Annotated in this window: 16 protein-coding genes and 1 pseudogene; 14 read left to right on the forward strand and 3 right to left on the reverse strand. The window is 45.8% G+C overall.

What is annotated here, in order from left to right; all coding sequences use genetic code 11:
- Window positions 1–98: 98 nt before the first annotated feature.
- Both ACFQ03_RS16835 and ACFQ03_RS16840 read right to left on the reverse strand, forming a co-directional pair.
- Window positions 99–1,115 (reverse strand): serine hydrolase domain-containing protein, encoded by a 1,017-nt coding sequence (locus ACFQ03_RS16835; protein ID WP_379289576.1) that lies wholly within the window; start codon window positions 1,113–1,115, stop codon window positions 99–101.
- Between the two features lie 38 nt (window positions 1,116–1,153).
- Entirely contained in the window at window positions 1,154–1,978 is an 825-nt protein-coding gene (locus tag ACFQ03_RS16840; protein ID WP_144941931.1) for a MerR family transcriptional regulator, read from the reverse strand.
- Between the two features lie 126 nt (window positions 1,979–2,104).
- On the opposite strand from ACFQ03_RS16840, the pseudogene ACFQ03_RS16845 reads away from it, so the two are divergent.
- The 3 genes and pseudogenes from ACFQ03_RS16845 to ACFQ03_RS16855 all read left to right on the forward strand — a co-directional run.
- Window positions 2,105–2,232: pseudogene (locus ACFQ03_RS16845) on the forward strand (iron chaperone); the annotation flags it as partial.
- Between the two features lie 62 nt (window positions 2,233–2,294).
- Window positions 2,295–2,726, forward strand: coding sequence for an aminoacyl-tRNA deacylase (locus tag ACFQ03_RS16850; protein WP_379289616.1), 432 nt, complete (start codon window positions 2,295–2,297; stop codon window positions 2,724–2,726).
- A 130-nt stretch (window positions 2,727–2,856) separates the two neighbouring features.
- Window positions 2,857–3,459, forward strand: coding sequence for a nucleotidyltransferase domain-containing protein (locus ACFQ03_RS16855; RefSeq protein WP_379289578.1), 603 nt, complete (start codon window positions 2,857–2,859; stop codon window positions 3,457–3,459).
- An 80-nt stretch (window positions 3,460–3,539) separates the two neighbouring features.
- Here ACFQ03_RS16855 and ACFQ03_RS16860 read toward each other — a convergent pair whose 3' ends face one another.
- Window positions 3,540–4,409: a D-psicose 3-epimerase gene (locus ACFQ03_RS16860; protein WP_144938274.1), complete on the reverse strand. Its 870-nt coding sequence runs from the start codon at window positions 4,407–4,409 to the stop codon at window positions 3,540–3,542.
- A gap of 442 nt (window positions 4,410–4,851) precedes the next feature.
- Between ACFQ03_RS16860 and ACFQ03_RS16865 the strand changes: the two genes are divergently transcribed.
- From ACFQ03_RS16865 to ACFQ03_RS16915, 11 genes are all read left to right on the forward strand, one after another.
- Complete coding sequence (locus ACFQ03_RS16865) at window positions 4,852–5,622, forward strand: GntR family transcriptional regulator (RefSeq protein ID WP_150959912.1); 771 nt, start codon at window positions 4,852–4,854, stop codon at window positions 5,620–5,622.
- Between the two features lie 57 nt (window positions 5,623–5,679).
- Window positions 5,680–7,200: a xylulokinase gene (gene xylB, locus ACFQ03_RS16870; RefSeq protein ID WP_150959911.1), complete on the forward strand. Its 1,521-nt coding sequence runs from the start codon at window positions 5,680–5,682 to the stop codon at window positions 7,198–7,200.
- A 67-nt stretch (window positions 7,201–7,267) separates the two neighbouring features.
- Complete coding sequence (gene fba / locus ACFQ03_RS16875) at window positions 7,268–8,119, forward strand: class II fructose-1,6-bisphosphate aldolase (protein WP_144938283.1); 852 nt, start codon at window positions 7,268–7,270, stop codon at window positions 8,117–8,119.
- 24 nt (window positions 8,120–8,143) lie between these two features.
- Window positions 8,144–9,628 carry a xylulokinase gene (locus tag ACFQ03_RS16880; protein ID WP_144938286.1) on the forward strand — a complete coding sequence of 495 codons (1,485 nt, stop codon included), beginning with the start codon at window positions 8,144–8,146 and terminating at the stop codon, window positions 9,626–9,628.
- A gap of 30 nt (window positions 9,629–9,658) precedes the next feature.
- Entirely contained in the window at window positions 9,659–10,708 is a 1,050-nt protein-coding gene (locus ACFQ03_RS16885) for a galactitol-1-phosphate 5-dehydrogenase (protein ID WP_144938289.1), read from the forward strand.
- Window positions 10,709–10,820: 112 nt separating this feature from the next.
- A complete protein-coding gene (locus tag ACFQ03_RS16890) occupies window positions 10,821–11,597 on the forward strand; it encodes an SDR family oxidoreductase (RefSeq protein WP_144938292.1) in 777 nt (258 codons plus the stop codon).
- Between the two features lie 45 nt (window positions 11,598–11,642).
- Entirely contained in the window at window positions 11,643–12,272 is a 630-nt protein-coding gene (locus ACFQ03_RS16895) for an HAD family hydrolase (protein WP_144938295.1), read from the forward strand.
- Between the two features lie 130 nt (window positions 12,273–12,402).
- On the forward strand, window positions 12,403–13,470 hold the full coding sequence (locus ACFQ03_RS16900) for a substrate-binding domain-containing protein (protein WP_379289583.1): 1,068 nt from the start codon (window positions 12,403–12,405) through the stop codon (window positions 13,468–13,470).
- A gap of 185 nt (window positions 13,471–13,655) precedes the next feature.
- Window positions 13,656–15,122 (forward strand): sugar ABC transporter ATP-binding protein, encoded by a 1,467-nt coding sequence (locus tag ACFQ03_RS16905; protein WP_260982110.1) that lies wholly within the window; start codon window positions 13,656–13,658, stop codon window positions 15,120–15,122.
- 6 nt (window positions 15,123–15,128) lie between these two features.
- On the forward strand, window positions 15,129–16,088 hold the full coding sequence (locus ACFQ03_RS16910) for an ABC transporter permease (protein WP_144938304.1): 960 nt from the start codon (window positions 15,129–15,131) through the stop codon (window positions 16,086–16,088).
- Between the two features lie 37 nt (window positions 16,089–16,125).
- Entirely contained in the window at window positions 16,126–17,157 is a 1,032-nt protein-coding gene (locus ACFQ03_RS16915; RefSeq protein WP_144938306.1) for a zinc-dependent alcohol dehydrogenase, read from the forward strand.
- Window positions 17,158–17,188 lie beyond the last annotated feature (31 nt).

Raw genomic sequence — 17,188 nt, forward strand, 5'->3', positions numbered from 1 at the left:
ACACCCCCTTAGTATTTCCCCGCCCCCATAAGTTTTAAACCAGAATTTTGAAAGCCCATAATGAGAGGTGTGCTGCCCCCGTTTATGAGAAAGAACTGTTATAAAGCCGGAAGAATCCATTCCTTGATCAATGTCCACCTGTCCCGAGGATTCATGGTGAATTCCGATGCTATGGCTATGACAAGCTCTTGTTCCGGAAGACAGCAGATCACATTGCCGCCATCGCCTATCGCCGAATATGCAGAAACACCGTCCTCTTCGCGTAACCACCATAGATAACCGTAGTTATTGGGATTCATCGAAGTCGATTCGTTAATCCATGCCTCGGAAATAATCTGACGATGTTCCCAGAAACCTCTGTTCAAATATAGAAAACCGAAACGCGCCATATCACGGGGAGTCAGTGTAAGTCCCCATCCGCCAGTGGAGTGGCCCTGAGGGTCATGAACCCAGCCTTTCACATTGCTCCCGAACAAATCATCGAACCCGAATGCTTTCATTTCATGCTCCGGGATTTCTTTCATGCCGATGGGTTTAAATAAATGCTCGTTGGCAAACTCGCGGGCGCTCCGGCCGGTGCTGCGAGTGAGGATGGCCGAAAGTAAATGTGCCCCTGCAGTAGAATACTTGAAATCGCCAAGCTTTCCTTGTTGGCCCAGCATATCAAGGGTATACTTTACCCAATCAGGCTGCATGCACATCTTGTCCAGTGGTTCCTGCCAGTCCTGAAACGGATAGGGAGCCGTCATCGTGAGAAGATGGCGCAGGGTCACTTCCCCTTTAAGCGGATCAGCAGCTTTGGGAGCATATTCGGGGAAGAAATCGAGCACCTTCTGGTCAACGCTTGTGATATCACCATTATCTATGGCAATGCCAATAAGAGCCGATATAATACTTTTCGTTACAGATGCCACATGATGCGCATCATCCGGGCCACAGCCATTATAATACCGCTCGAAAGCGATAGATCCGTTCCTCACAACCACCATGCCGTTTATATTGCTGTAATCGGACTGGATTACAGACTCGAGCTCCGAGAGCTTGTTGGGATCCATTCCCAAGACGGCGGGATCTTCGGTATGCCATTGCGCAGTTGGCCAGTAATTTGTGTGCATTCTAAATTCCTCCCCTGAATGGAATGTGAATTCCATCGCTATTTTTTCTTAACAGGAAAATATACCTCTGTAACCATATCCTCAGGAACGGCGGCTTGATTGGGGTCGGTGACATATACTTCGTAGGGTGATCCCACCAATTCATATCCCTTACTATGGATCCATTCCATCAGCTTGGCATATACCGATGTCAGTTCGGAATAGGAGCCCTTTAGAACGGACTTCGCACAAAGACCTCCGGGCATATCTCTCGTTCCCTTGACCGGTTCCGCTATCGGGATGGCGAATTCGGTATCGTTGCCGGCAGGATTGTATTCAGGACTGTGGTAAATCGTCATAGGTTTACCGAGCAAGGTAAGTTTTTCGGTAGCGATCTTTTCATAGAGCCTGCTAAAAAACGTTTCATAACCTGCGGCATAGTCATCACTGCTCATCATCTGACGTCTATACAGAATATTCATTGGCCGGGTTTCGACAAGTTCTACTTCTATATGGTCAAGGTGCGACATCATCGGAATGCCCTTCTGCAAATTTAAAATATCTTCGTTCATTTGTTTAAGGGTGTATTCCAAAGCATTCAGCTTTTCCTGTATCTCTCTTGTCTTGCGATTAAGGACGGAACACAGCTTCTCTTCGGATTGATCCTCTTCCCATTCCAGAATGACTTTGATTTCTTCCAGGGAGAAATGATAAGATTTTAAACGGTTGATAAAGATCATCTTTTTAAGCTGCTTGATGGAATAATACCGATAACCATTCTCCGGGTTAATCTCATCGGGGTGGATCAATCCAATTTCATCATAATACCTCAGCGTTTTTGCAGACACACCGCATATCTTTGAGAATTCTCCAATCGAAAGCAAAACGTCACCTCCATTCTTCATATTTTATAGGGTCTGCATGGTTTAAGCATCAATATTTGATCAAATCAACCGTACACCTTACCCTAAGGGTAAAGTCAACGGCAAAAATTAAAACTATTCAACACTCCAAATTTAATGCCGATCGTTAGGTGGAATCAGCTATGTTTACCGATCACGGCATATTTATTATCGGCTTTAGCGTAGCCAAACATCATCTGGCTGTCTCCCCTGAAAGCACAGGAATTAATCATTTCTGACGAAATTATGAATAAGAGAGGGATTCCAATTGGACTATAATAGAAAGATCAAGGAATATATGCAACATAAAAAGATCAATGCAGAACATCTTGAATTGAATGAGTCTTGCCACACCGTAGAGGAAGCTGCTAAGGCTGTCAACGGCGCAGTAGACGAGTTTGTTAAAAATATTTGTATGATGGATGACGACGGCCGCTTAATTGTAGCGATTGTCAAAGGTGAGGATAGAGCAAGTACGTCCAGGGTAGGCAAAGCTTTAAACATAGCCCGGCCTAGATTGGCGGAAGAAGACGAAGTTTTCAAAGGTACGGGTTATCCAGCCGGAGGAATTCCATCTTTTGGCTATGACGCGATCTTCTTGATTGACCCGAAAGTAACCGAGCTAGAGTATGTATACACAGGCGGAGGCTCTATCCATTCATTGGTAAAAATAAAAGTGAGCGAGTTAATGCAAGCCAATCAGGGGATGGTAGCCAGAGTAAGAAAATGATTATTCGTAAAGTGAATTCCATATTTTGGGAATAATCATTTTCAGAAGGAGAAGGGTACAAGTAGTGAGAATAGGATTTTTCAGTTATTGGCGATGTTAGATTTAAAAGTTATGGGGAGGAGGAAGCGAATTGAGAAACGATTTCAATAATTGGATGCCTTTATCTGTAGCGGAAATCTATTCTCTCTATTCTAAAATGGGGATTCAGTGGGGCATTGCCGGAGGCTGGGCACTGGATTTGCATCTCCGCAAACAAACAAGAGAGCACAGTGATATTGATGTAGTGATCACTCGCGAGGAACATCTGACAGCATACGATTATCTGAATCAGGATTGGATGCTGTATAAGGCTGAGAAAGGCAAGCTTTCGCTGTGGGAGGACCGGGAGTTTTTATACACCACCATGGATATTTGGGTCAGCAAGAGCAGTGATACTCCGTTTGTTTTTCAAATGATGCTGGTTGATACGGAGGGGGATTCATGGGTATACGGAAGAAATAAATCGATAAAGAGACCGTTCGATGATCTATTCCTGAAATCGGACGAAGGCATCCCTTATATCAGGCCGGAGATACAGCTTCTCTATAAAGCAGGGTCATCGCAGGTACGGGATAAAGATTATCGGGATTTTCGAACGATCCTCCCCTCGCTGCTTCCGCAAGAAAAGGAGTGGCTGAAATCGTCCCTAAGCCTTCAATTTCCGGAAGGCCATGACTGGATTAAATTTCTATAGTCCAACAGGGATTTCAATCACAAGGGGACCTTCCTCACCGGAGCCGGCGGTCAGTCCCCTAGGTTACTCCCATATGGTGATTATCTCAAAAATTCCTTTTTAACAAATTCAAGTGCTTCTTTAATATCGGCATCCAGTTTCGCTTCATCGGCATTGTCCGAGAGATCTCTCCAAACCTTGATATCGGACCCGACAATTCCTCCCGGACGGACAAAAGGCTCCATGACTACACAGCCGTCATAGTTGATGTCCCGCAGGGCCTGACCCATTTCCGCCCAAGGCATATGGCCCTTGCCGGGCACTTTGCGATTGCACTCGCCAATGTGGAAATGCCCCAGATAGTCGCCTGTGTATCGGATGGCGTCGCCAATGTAATCTTCTTCAATGTTCATATGGAAGCTGTCTAACATGACTTTAACATTGTTCTTATTAACAGCCTTCACATATTCAACCGCTTCTTTCGCATCATTAAGTAAAAATTGCTCGAATCGGTTCAGAGTTTCCACTAACAAGGTGATGTCATATTGAGCGGCATAGTCCGCCAATTCCTGCATGCTCTTAATGCTTTGTTCCCGAGCGGCAGGTTTATCGATAGGTTTGGAATAGTCAACCGGCCAGTAGGAATAGATCGTTCCGCCGATGGCCTTTATTCCGGCTTTATGAAGGGCATCCAAAATTTTTTTCATGAAGGCAATGCCGTTCTGGCGAACGTTCTCATCCTGGGAAGAAACATCATATTCCTTCGGAAGACCGATACCGGCCGTTAAAGTGATATTGTATTTCTCCGCCTCTGCCTTGAGAGCATATAAATCGTCGTCGGACATATTGACGATCCCCGCAGCTCCCACTTCCAGAACATCAAAGCCGAGGTCCGCCACTTTCTTGACGTATTTAAGATATTCCGTATCCCAGCTTTGCTCCCAATAAGCAAAATATGTTCCAAATTTCATTATTAATGCCTCCAATATTAATGGAATTGAGTGTATATTTAAAGTATCTTACAAATCTTGACACAGCTTGGAGGAAGGAGGGCCATAAATAATCGGGCTTCTTATTCGGCATCACGTCCCTTCGGAAACTTGCATATTGCCGACTGCTTTATGAAAGCTGCTGATGCACAATAATAGCTATATCGGGAACTTATTCATCTATCATGTAATGGTTTTCAATACGACAACTACGAAATTGAATTGATAATTTAACTATGTTACTATATAGTAACAATATAATATTGATATAGCATGATTAAATAATAAGAAGTTCGAAACGACTCTGTCAAGTGAAAGAGCATTATCTTCGCTAACGAATATCCAAAACTGCTCATTGATAAAGGTAATTTAACAGGCTTGGGCTTTTACGAAAGGGCTTAAATTATTATCGGGAAACGAGGGAATGATGAGATTGAGAAATTTGCAATTGGATAAATCCGTTCCAATACCATTATATTTCCAATTGAAAGAGCTGATTCTATCAGAAATTAAAGAGGGCCGCTACAAGATTGGAAGCATGATTCCAACGGAAAATGAACTGAGCCATATTTTTCAAATCAGCCGCACCACCGTCAGGCAAGCGATAACCGAACTGGTTCAAGAGGGCTGGTTATATCGTGTAAAAAGCAAAGGCACATTTGTGGCGAAGCCGAAAATTGAACAAAGCTTCATTCAAGCTCTAGGTTCCTTTAATGATCAAATTGCTCAATTGGGCAGAACTCCCCATACGGAGCTGCTTGACTTCGAAGTGCTTGAAGCGCCTGAATATGTGGCCCATGAGCTCAATCTGCAGCCTAAGGACAAGGTCATTTATATCCACCGCCAACGGTTTGCGGATGACGAGCCCATTGTGATGGTTAAGACTTATCTGCCATATGAGAAATGCAGGTTTGTTCTGGATCATGATTTATCCAGGGAGTCACTGTACCCTGTCTTGGCGTCGCACGATGATACCCAAATCTATAAAATTCGCCGTTTAATAGAAGCCGTAGATGCTCAAGATTATGATATTAAGCATCTGAATATCAGTAGAGGCCAGGCGATCCAGCAATTTATTTCGGTTGGCTACAATATGTACGACGTGCCGATAGAGTATTCTTTGGCCAGATATCGCGGGGACAGGAACCGGTTCGAGGTAACGATATCGGCAAATCAAACCAATCAAGCGAAATAGTCAGATCACTGGATGGCTGCAGACTGAGGCTTATGAATCGAATCTGAGGTGTAATGGATGACAAAATATATATTAGCCCATGATTTAGGCACGTCGGGGAACAAGGCCACTTTATTTTCCGAAGACGGTAAAATGGTAGGAAGCCATGTCGCTTCCTATAATACCGATTATTTTAACGGTACCTGGGCGGAGCAGGATGCAGAGGACTGGTGGAATGCCGTATGTGTGACAAGCAAGAAATTAATTGGCTCATTGGGTATCCAGCCTTCCGATATTGCCGTTGTCAGTTTCAGCGGGCAGATGATGGGCTGTCTTTGTGTAGACAGGAATGGGGACCCTTTGCGCAAGGCGATTATTTGGGCGGACCAACGTGCTCAGAAACAGGTCGCACAAATTGAAAGCCGCATTTCTCAGAAGGATTTCTACCACATTGTAGGGCATCGCAATACGGCATCCTACGGGATTCAGAAACTGATGTGGATCCGGGATAATCAACCGGAAATCTACGAGCAAACCTATAAAACATTAAATGCAAAGGATTTCATTGTGGCCAGGCTGACGGGGAATTTCTATACGGATTATTCCGACGGCAATAGCAACGGATGCTTTGATTTGGTGAATTTGAAGTGGTCCGATGAAATTATCGAATATGCCGGGATAGATCCGGACAAGCTGCCGGAATTAAAGCCTTCGACCTTCGTAGCCGGAGGGGTAACCAGGAGGGCTGCGGAAGCTACCGGCTTGGCCGAAGGAACACCGGTCGTTATCGGCGGCGGGGATGGCGTAACGGCAAGCGTTGGTGCGGGTTCCATAAGCCCGGGCAAAACCTATTGTTCCATAGGAACATCGGCCTGGATTACCACCGCCTCGGAGAAACCGATTTTCGACGATGAAATGCGCACGGTTACATGGGCGCATATCGTTCCCGGATTGTATGCACCCAACGGGACCATGCAGACAGCCGGAGGGGCTTATCACTGGTTGAAAAATACAATCGGCCGGTTTGAAATGCATGAAGCGGAAGTGAATGGCAAATCCGCTTATGATTATATGAATGAGCAAATTGAAAAATCCCCTGTCGGCTCGAACGGGGTCATTTTCCTGCCGTATCTTCTCGGGGAAAGAGCTCCGAGATGGGATGCGGAGGCGAAAGGCGCTTTTATCGGCTTGAAGTCGGAAAATGAACGGGGAGACCTGATGAGGAGCGTTCTCGAGGGCGTAACGATGAATCTCTCTATTATTTTGGAAATTCTCCGCAAGCAAGTGGAGATAGATGAGATGATTGTCATTGGCGGCGGAGCCAAAGGTGCGGTCTGGCGTCAAATGATGGCGGATATTTACAACGCGAAGGTAATGGTTCCTAACGTGCTGGAGGAAGCAGGCTCTATGGGGGCGGCCGTAACAGGCGGCGTCGGGGTAGGCTTGTATAAAGATTTCAATGTTATTCATAATTTCCTTGAAATAAATCATGTGCATACTCCCAACCCGGAGGCGGTTACAGCTTATCAGCCGGTCAAGGAGCTTTTTGACGATTGCTACTATGCCTTGAAAGATGTCTTCGCCAAAATGTCAAAATAAAGAAAGATAGATAGGACAAAATATTCATCAGGATGGCAACAGCTTACAGGAGAGGAAGATAAACATTATGCCATTAGTTACCACGGAACAAATGTTTAAGGATGCCGATAAGGGAGGCTATGCGATAGCCGCCTTTAATGTGGAAAATATGGAGATGGTTCAAGCGGTTGTGGAAGCGGCGGAGGAATTAAAATCGCCTGTTATCCTGCAAACCTCTGCGAAAACCGTTCAATATGCGAACTTTGCTATATTTCACGCCCTGGTGAAGGCGGCCGCGGATGGTGCCGGCGTTCCGATTGCCCTTCATTTGGATCACGGAAACAGCTTCGAACTGGCAATGCAGGCACTGAGAGCGGGGTATACATCGATTATGATCGACGGCTCTCATGAAGCGTTCGAGGATAATATCGAGCTGTCGAGGAAAGTTGTGGAAGCCTGTGCCCCCTCAAGAATCCCTGTTGAAGCCGAGCTTGGCAAGGTGGGCGGCAAGGAAGATGATATCGACGGCGGAGATGGCGGATTGACGGAACCATCGGAAGCGAAGGAATTTGTGGCAAGAACCAAGGTCACATCCTTAGCTGTGGCCATCGGGACATCGCATGGGGTATATAAGGGAGTCCCCAAGCTGGATCTGGAACGTTTAAGCGAAATACGCGAAGCGGTAAATTTGCCCTTAGTGCTGCATGGAGGGTCCGGTTTGTCCGAACAATCGATCCAGGAATGTATTAAGAGGGGAATCCGCAAGGTTAATTATGCCACTGAGCTGAGAATTGCCTTTACGGAAGGCGTAAAACAGGCTTTATCGGAAACGCCGGATATTATCGATCCGAAAAAATTCACTGCAGCGGGTCGGGACAAAGTCAAGCAAATGGCAATGGATAAGCTGAAAATATGCGGCAGTGTCGGAAAAGTTAATTAGTGAAGGATGAAAGAGGCCATCGAGATGGAAAACCTACTACTGGGAATTGATATAGGAACCTCTGCATGCAAAATTGCTGTCTTTAATAAAAAAGGCGAGGTACTGGCTCAGTCCAATCAAGAATACAACATTTACTATCCCGATGCAGGCTGGGTTGAACAGAATCCGGAGGAATGGTGGAGGGGAGTTTGCCTGGGAATCAAGGATTGCCTGGCTAAAGGCGAAATCCAATCCTCGCAAATCATCGGAATAGGCATTGCCGGTCAAGGCTGGTCGGCCATCCCCGTAGATAAAGACGGGAATTGTTTGTCCAATACACCGATTTGGATGGATACACGCTCGAAGGAAATTGCCGCCCGCGTCGAAGATGAAATAGGCGCAGACAAGATTTTTGAAGTGTCCGGCAACGCATTCTTGCCTGCCTATACCACGTCCAAATTAATCTGGTTCAAGGAAACAATGCCTGAAATTTATAATAAAACCTATAAATTTCTGCAAAGCAACAGTTATATAGGTATGAAGCTCACCGGTGTCATGTCATCGGATAAATGTCAAAACTACGGGCTGCATTTCTATAACACGAAGACCTGTACCTATGATGAAGAGCTGGCCAACGCGATGGGGTTATCCCTGGATAAAGTGCCCGATATTTATCAATGTCACGATATTATTGGGAGAGTCACTAAAGAGGCGGCTGAACTGACTTCGCTGGCAGAGGGTACTCCGGTTGTCGCCGGTGGACTGGATGCAGCTTGTGGAACGTTGGGTGCCGGTGTGTATCTGCCCAAGCAAACCCAGATCCAAGGAGGACAGGCAGGGGGAATCAGCATTTGTGAGGATCAGCCGATCGCGCATCCCCAATTGATCTTCGGGCCCCATGTCGTTCCCGATTTATGGCTGCTTCAGGCCGGAACCGTTGGCGGCGGGGGAGTTTTACGATGGTTTAAACAACAGTTCGGAGAAGGCAAGTCGTTCGATGAGTTAACGGCTTTGGCAGAAGAAATTTCTCCGGGCTCGGACGGGGTTACCTTCCTGCCTTATATGGCCGGTGAACGCTGCCCGATATGGAACCCGGATGCCAAGGCGGTATTCTATGGGCTCGGCTTCGATAAGACCAAAGGACATATGGTGCGGGCCGCAATGGAAGGCGTCGTTTTCTCCGTTCAGCATAATTTAAAGGTAGCGGAGGAAGCCGGAGTCAATATCCACGAGTTGGATTTCAGAGCGATGGGCGGAGCCGCAAATAGCCGATTGTGGGTACAAATCTACGCGGACGTTACGGGCTGCAAAATAAGCGTGCCTGCATCGGATACCGCCACTACACTTGGGGCTGCACTGTTGGCGGGGGTAGGCGTCGGCTTATACGACAATTTCGCAGAAGCAGTCGGGGAAACTGTCAAAATAACGAGAGTTCAAGAACCCGACATGGAAAACCATAAAGTCTATCAACGTTCAATGGAAAGGTATTTGGGGCTTTATGAAGCTGTAAAGCCTACTTTCAGCAGATGATTCTGGCAAAGTAAGAGGAGTGAATTCACCATGAAAGCAGGAGTGCTGCACGCCAGAGAGGATTTGAGATATGAAGAGATTCCAACTCCCTCTCCCAAGGCAGGAGAAGTATTGATCAAAGTAAAATATACCGGAATATGCGGCTCCGACCTCCCCAGGGTAAATGGAGATGCGTCCCATTACTATCCCAATGTTTTGGGACATGAATTCTCAGGTATCGTTACTGAAATCGGAGAAGGCGTCCAAAGCTTGAAAGTGGGAGATAAGGTAGCCGGAGTTCCGCTCATTCCATGCTTCGAATGTGAAGATTGCCGGAAAGGCGACTATTCCCTTTGCAAGCATTACAGCTTTATAGGTTCGAGACAATTCGGCAGCTTTGCTGAGTATGTGGTTGTCCCGGAGAAAAACGCCGTGAAGTTCGACGATTCGATCAGCTTTGAGCATGGGGCCTTCTTCGAACCGATTACTGTCGCATTACATGGATTGAATCGCCTGGATTATAAGCCTGGGGGAACGGTAGCCATTCTAGGCGGGGGTACGATCGGTTTATTCACGATGCAATGGGCGAAGATCTTCGGAGCGAGCAAAGTCGTCGTATTCGATATTAGCGATGAACGATTGGCGCTTGCGACAAAATTCGGGGCCGATGAGTGCGTTAATACTCTGCAAGAAGGCTTTATTGAACAGGCCAAATCGTTCACCGGCGGCCGAGGATTTGATTATGTTTACGAAACGGCGGGAAATACGGCTACGATGAAAATGGCCTTCGAATTGGTGGCTAACAAAGGGGGAGTCTGCTTAATCGGAACCCCGACCAAGGAAATTTCCTTTAGCGTAGAGGAATGGGAAAATCTCAACCGGAAGGAATTCAGCCTGACGGGCTCCTGGATGTCGTACAGCTCGGAATTCCCCGGCAAAGAGTGGGAGCAGACAGCCCATTATATTAACACCGGCGAGTTTAAACTGGATGATTCATTCATTTTCAAGAAAGTTCCTTTAAGTGAAATAGCCGATGCATTCAAAATGTTCAAAACCCCCGGTCTTGTAAAAGCGAAGATCTTAATCGACAGTGAAAAGTAAATCTGATCTTTATAAGCAGACTGGATAAACTGGATGAAAGACATGCCAGATAACCAAATTATTGGTTTTAATGTCGTTACAATACAATATTATGATTAAGGAGATTGGGAGTATGGATACTCTGAAAAAGTTATTTTCGCTGGAAGGCAAGGTAGTTGTTATTACCGGAGGAGCGCAGGGTATAGGGAAATCCGTTGCCGAGCATATTGCGGGAGTAGGCGCGGACATTGTCATCTTAGACCAACAGGCGGAGAAAGCGCAGGCTACGGCTGAGTCTATTGCAAGGGATTATAATTGCCGGGCGATCGCCATCGGAGTGGATGTAACAAAACCGGATGAGGTTGCCGCTGCCATTGAACAAGCAGATGCGGAGATGGGTAAGCTCGATTTGTTATTCAATAATGCAGGAATTGTCATTCAGAAGCCGGTCGTTGATTTGACTCCGGATGAATGGCTGAAAGTCATTAATGTAAATCTAAACGGTGTTTTCTTCGTAGCTCAGGCATTCGGAAGATATTTGATGGCCCGCAATAAGAAAGGAGCCATCGTAAACACGGCTTCTATGTCCGGCACCATTGTTAACTACCCGCAGGCGCAGGCATCTTACAATACTTCCAAAGCGGGTGTTGTGCAATTAACGAAATCCCTTGCCGTCGAATGGGCGGAGAAAGGAATAAGAGTGAACAGCATCAGCCCGGGCTATATCTTTACAGAGCTGACCTCCTTCGTCAGACAGGATTGGCAGGATCTGTGGAAGGAGTTAACCCCGATCAAACGTATGGGCAAACCGGAAGAGCTGGCGGGAGCCGTCATTTATCTTCTTTCGGATTCAGCTTCCTTCGCAACCGGAACCGATTTGATTATCGACGGCGGTTTTACCATTGTTTAATTAAGAAGCGTAACGCTGCAGGACAAATCAGAGAGGGGGCTTCAAATGGTTGATGGTATTATATTTGATCTGGATGGGACTCTATGGGACACCACTCATATAGGGGCCAAGATTTGGTCGGAGGTTGCAGCTAAATATAAGGTTGTAGAACCGGTAACCGCCGAAAAACTTAAAGGCTTGTATGGATTGCCTACGGAAATCATTGCAAGAACACTGTTTCCATCCGCTCCGGAAGAAGTAGCTCTCGCCATTATGACGGAAAGCTGCGCAAATCAATGTCCCTATCTTGAGAAAGATGGCGGAATTCTTTTTCCAAAGCTGGTTGAAACGCTGGATGAACTTAAGAAAAGCTATCGGCTTTTTATAGTAAGTAATTGTCAGGAGGGGTATATACAAAGCTTTATAGCAGGAAACCGATTGGAAGGTTACTTTGAAGATTTTGAATATCCGGGACGAACGGGCTTATCCAAAGCAGAAAATATCCGCCTGATCATAGATCGTAATTCTCTTAAGAATGCTATCTATGTAGGCGATACGTCAGGGGACGCTTCGGCTTCCAAGGAAGCGGGGATTCCCTTTGTGTATGCAAGATACGGCTTTGGAAGTGCCGAACATTTCGATGCAGCCATCGATTCTTTGGACGAGCTGCCGAAATTATCGCTTTTGAATCCATGACGATCAAAATTTAATAAAATATTTAGGTTGAAACCGCTAACAGCTTATTGTATACTAACTATGTAATATTGTAATGTCATAACAATACTTTGTATTGAACAACACCATAAGTATTTAGGGGGAAAGATTCATGAAGAAAAAAGGTTTATTTGCACTAATCCTAACACTAGTAGTGGCCATGATGGTGGTTGGATGCAGTTCTTCCAAGGATACTTCCGGGAATGACTCCGGCGGGAAGAAAATCAAGGTTGGCTTTGCAATCAAGACTCAGGATTCTCCATACTTTGTATCGCTGGTTAAAGCGGTTCAAGAAAGCGCTAAAGCAGAAGGCTGGGACATCACTGTTCTGGATGCCAACGGAAACACTTCCAAAGAAGCTGAAAATATGGAAACCTTCATTGCTCAAGGAATGGATTTGATTTTCCTCGACAGCGTTGAGCCGGATGCGGCTGTTCCTAGCATTAACAAAGCTGCAGAAGCCGGAATCGGAGTCATTAACCTGGACAGCGGTGTTGGTGAAGGGGCTAAAGACATTACAACGGTTTATTCCGACAACAAGCAAAACGGCCGATTGGTTGGTTTGGCATATGCGAAAAAAATGGGTGATCAAGAAATCAAAGCGATCATTCTGAGCGGTGCGAAGGGGAACGTAGCCGGTGCCGAAAGAAGAACAGGTCTCTTCGCAGGAATTATTGAAGGAAAAACCGGCGTTTCGGAAGAGAAAGCTTGGGAATTGGCAGAAGCCTTCGATAGCGAATTGCTCTCCAAAGGTAAGGCAACCAATGCTGAAGCCAAGTTCACCGTTGCTGGACAAGGCTGGGGCGCTTGGACTGAGGAACAAGGTCTTACGGCTGCAGAGGATCTGATCACTGCGAACCGCGATTTGACAACGGTATTGGGTGAGAACGACCAAATGCTGTTCGGCGCGATGACAGCACTTGAGAATGCCGGTATCCAAGGTGTCGACATTGTTGCCGCAGCCGACGGAGCCAAAGCAGCGTATGATTTGATCAAAGAAGGAAAATACTTTGCCACTGGTGAGAACAGCCCATATAAAGTTGCACAACTGGGTGTGAAAATTGCGAAAGAAATCCTGGTAGATGGCAAAGATATGTGGAGCTACGATGACATTACATTAACCGAGCCGGCTGCCGTTACGAAAGAAAACGTTGACGAATACTACGAGTTTGGTTTCTAAGCCAAATTTATTGTGAAAAACTAAAAAGTCAGCTTATGAAGAATCCTCCTTTTGACGAAAGAGGAGGATTTTTTCTTCTTGGACACGGTCGCACATCGAACGAAATACTCCGATAGGACTTTTCCTCATCATAGCTGGTGAAAGAAAGGGGAGACCAGAATATGCAGGATGAATACATCATTCAAATGAATAACATATCGAAACATTTTGGCGGCGTTAAAGCACTGACGGATGTTTCCCTTAAAGTCAAGAAGGGGGAAATCCATGCTCTAATAGGGGAAAACGGTGCAGGAAAATCCACGTTGATGAAAATTCTGGCCGGTGCCTATCAGAAAGATACTGGCCAGATTTTGATCGATGGGGAAGAAGCCAAAATTGCATCGCCCAAAAGCATGATTAGTCTTGGAGTCTCCGTTATTTACCAGGAATTCATGCTGGCGCCCGATTTAACCGTGGCGGAGAACATTTTTATCGACAGACTGGCCGAGTCCGGAATGTTTATTAATTGGAAGGACCTGAAAAAGAGGGCCAAGGAGCAATTAGTGAAGCTGGGCTTCGAGGATATTGACCCGGAGGCCAAGGTAGGCAGCTTGAGTGTTGCTTATCAACAAATCGTTGAGATTGCCAAATGTTTGGCGAGAAACTCCAAGGTCTTGGTTTTTGATGAGCCGACGGCTGTGTTAACCTTCTCCGAGACCCGAAAATTACTTTCGATTATTCGTAATCTGAAAGAAAACGGTGTCAGTATCATTTATATTTCCCACCGTCTTGAAGAGTTGTTAGAAATAAGTGATCATATCACCGTACTGAAGGATGGAGGATATGTAGGCACGGTTCCTACTTCATCTATCAACAAGGAAGAATTGGTCGAAATGATGGTAGGCCGGGAGATTACCCAATTGTTCCCGGAACGGAACGCGGAAATAGGCGAAGAGATACTTAGGGTTGAAAACTTGAACGCAGGGGATATGGTGAAAGATGTAAGCTTTACGGTTAGAAGCGGTGAAGTGGTAGGATTTAGCGGATTAGTAGGATCAGGAAGAACCGAAGCAATGCGTGCTATTTTTGGAGCGGATAAGAAGAAATCAGGAAAAGTCATCTTTTTTGGAAAAGAAGTTAACTTTAAAGATCCGAAAGAAGCCATTAATAACGGATTTGGACTTCTCCCCGAGGATAGAAAAAAACAGGGCTTGTTGTTGGAGCAATCTATCAGGATAAACACAACACTAGCGTCCATGTTCAAAATACAAAAAGCCGGTATTATCAACCATAAAAAAGAGAAAGCATATGTAAAGGACTTATTGGCCAGCATTGCCACAAAGTACGGGTCGATGGAGGATAATGCCAACAGCCTAAGCGGGGGGAATCAGCAGAAGATTGCCCTGGCCAAATGGTTATCCGCGGACTGCAAATGTGTTGTTTTTGATGAGCCTACGCGAGGTGTTGACGTAGGTGCGAAGACCGAAATTTACAAGATCATAAACAAGCTTGCAGAAGAAGGTGTCGGCGTGATTGTCATCTCTTCGGAAATGGCTGAAATCATTGGCTTGTGCGACCGGGCCCTTGTGATGCGGCAAGGCTCTGTCGTTGGAGAAGTCGGTAAATCGGAACTGACGGAAAACAATCTTATCAAACTGGCAATGGGGGTATAGGACATCATGACTAGTGCTGCAAAGAGATTTAATTTAAAGCAATTTATCATAGATAATAATACGTATATTATATTAGCCATTTTAATTATTATCAGTGCATTACTTTCAGATACTTTCTTCACATCTATGAATATACGTAACATCCTTCTTCAACAGGCAGGACCCATTCTGGTTGCGGTTGGGATGCTTTTCGTCATCCTGACGGGCGGAATTGATTTGTCCGTCGGTTCGGTCATGGCCGTCGGAGCAACCGTCTCTGCTATTTTGATCAGTGATTTTGGAATGAACTATGCTCCTGCCATGGTGCTGGCTGTACTTATCGGAATGGTATTCGGAATTTTCACGGGCGCATTAGTGGCCTATGCGGGTATACAAGGCTTTGTGGCGTCATTGGCGACGATGACTATAGCAAGAGGGGTTTCCTTCGTCATAACCGAGGGCAAACCGGTTAAATTGGCGCCGGGAACGTTGGATACGATTGTTAGCAAAACTTACATGTTTCCAATAATTATCATTGCGATTGTATTGATCATTGTTTGCGCTTTGGTCCAAAAATATACGGCTTGGGGCCGGATTGTTATTGCTATCGGAAGTAACCAAACGGCAGTGCAGCTTGCCGGTATCCGAACCAAAAGATATGTCATGTCCACTTATGCCGTATCTGCTGCGTTGGCCGCATTAGCGGGCGTATTTATCGCGGCAAGATCTTCAACCGGTAGCGCGACCGTTGGAATGGGACAAGAGCTCGATGCCATTGCTGCCTGTGTTATCGGGGGAGCAAGCCTTGCAGGGGGTAAGGGCTTTGTCGTTAAAGCCGTTGCGGGCGGACTGATTCTGGGAATCATCGGAAACATTATGAATCTGATGGCCGTTCCGTCGTATCCGCAGGATATTATTAAAGGTTTCATTATTATTGCTGCCGTGTTCCTGCAAATTCTTACCAACAAATCGGAAAAAACGGTTTAATCGTTAACTAATCTTGAATTTTGAAAGGTTGGATTTGATGAAAACCTTAGTGGTGGATTCTACTGGTCAGCTGCAAGTTAAAGAAATACCGGTCCCGAAATACAACTCCAAACAAGCGCTGGTTAAAATGATAAGCTGCGGAATTTGCGGCACGGATTCTACCCTTATAAAATTCGGCTTCAAAGGATTTCCGAAGGAAAAATACCCTCTCATGCTCGGGCATGAGGGGGTAGGCCGGGTGGTTGAAGTAGGTTCTGAAGTAACGAGCTTCAAAGTTGGAGATGTTGTATTGCTGCCGTTTAATGATCCGGACGAAGAGCTTTACGGCTCATTAGGCTCGGCTTGGGGCGCCTTCAGCGAATATGGCGTAGTTAACGATAAGGCGGCCTATCCGGAGGGAGAAGTTCCCGAAGTCGCCTATGCCCAGCAGATTGTCCCCGAGGATATTGATCCGGTAGATGCGGCGATGCTTGTCACCCTGCGGGAAGTATTCAGCAACATTAAATATTTCGGAGTGGGAGAGAACGATAATATCGTAGTGTTCGGCAGTGGTCCTGTGGCGGTCACTTTCATCAAGCTGATGAGCTTGATGGGAATCAAGTCGATTATCGGAATTGCCAGAAGCGAAGCCAAGAAAAATCTTCTTCTGGAAAATGGGGCAACGATTGCATTGAACAGCAAGGAATGTGACGTTACTCAAGAGATCCGAAAGCTATATCCGGATGGCGTTAAATATGTTTTGGATGCGGTCGGGTCTACGGATATTATGAATCATGCGATGGAATTGATTGCGGATCGGGGAGAAATTCTGTGTTATGGTGTCCCGAGAAACAATCAAATGCAGCTCGATTGGAGTAAGGCTCCCTATAACTGGAAAATTAATTTTCAGCAAATGCCGTCCAAGCTTGAGGAGGCGGAAGCCTACGATCAGATTTTAGAATGGATAAGAGCAGGCAAGCTTAACCTGAAGGATTTTATTTCGGATTACTTCAAGTTTGAAAACATTGTGGAGGCTTTTGAGAAGTATAACAACCATCAGATTCCCAAGAAAGCTATCATTACTTATTAATATTGGAAGATCATAAGACGAATTCCGGAGT

Source organism: Paenibacillus residui (assembly GCF_042677205.1).
GTDB classification, from domain to species: Bacteria; Bacillota; Bacilli; order Paenibacillales; family NBRC-103111; genus Paenibacillus_L; species Paenibacillus_L residui.